General features: G+C 66.5%; 1 protein-coding gene. It reads left to right on the top strand.

The window, feature by feature from the left end; all coding sequences use genetic code 11:
- Positions 1-471, top strand: a 471-nt coding sequence (locus tag CVH10_RS25710; RefSeq protein ID WP_219924749.1) for a hypothetical protein, incomplete at both ends; no start/stop codon positions are given.

The raw sequence follows: 471 nt of genomic DNA, 5'->3' as shown, positions 1-471 counted from the left end.
AACGACGGCCGCGCCAAGTTGACCGGCGAATACATCCGCGCCGACTCTCGTTCCGGCTGGACCGAGCGCGTGATCGAGGTCGATCTGGGCAGCGGCGGCGATCCGACGCCGACGGCCGGCAACCCGTTCACCTATGGCTCGAACGGCGTCTTCACCAGCGGTCTTCTGGTCAACAATGCCCCGAACCTGCAGGTGGCGCCCAAGCGCGAGCGCGATCTTCAGACCCTGACGGAAGACTTCTCGCTGGCGGCGGAATTCCACCCGACCGACCGCCTGTCGATCTGGCTGGACGCCCAGTACAGCAAGGCGTCGGCCGACGACGTGGACATGAGCATCTACGGCGCGATCACGCCGGTCTACACCCTAATCGGCGAAGGCCGTCACGGCGTGCCGGACATCCAGTTCGTCGATCCTTCAGGCCAGCCCCCGGCGCGCGCCAACGATCCGGCCAACTTCTACTATCGCGCCGCC

This window comes from Halomonas sp. ND22Bw, assembly GCF_003011945.1.
GTDB classification, from domain to species: domain Bacteria; phylum Pseudomonadota; class Gammaproteobacteria; order Pseudomonadales; family Halomonadaceae; genus Halomonas; species Halomonas halophila.
The sequence above is the reverse complement of the archived record's forward strand: the minus strand, read 5'-3'. Positions and strand labels throughout refer to the sequence as shown.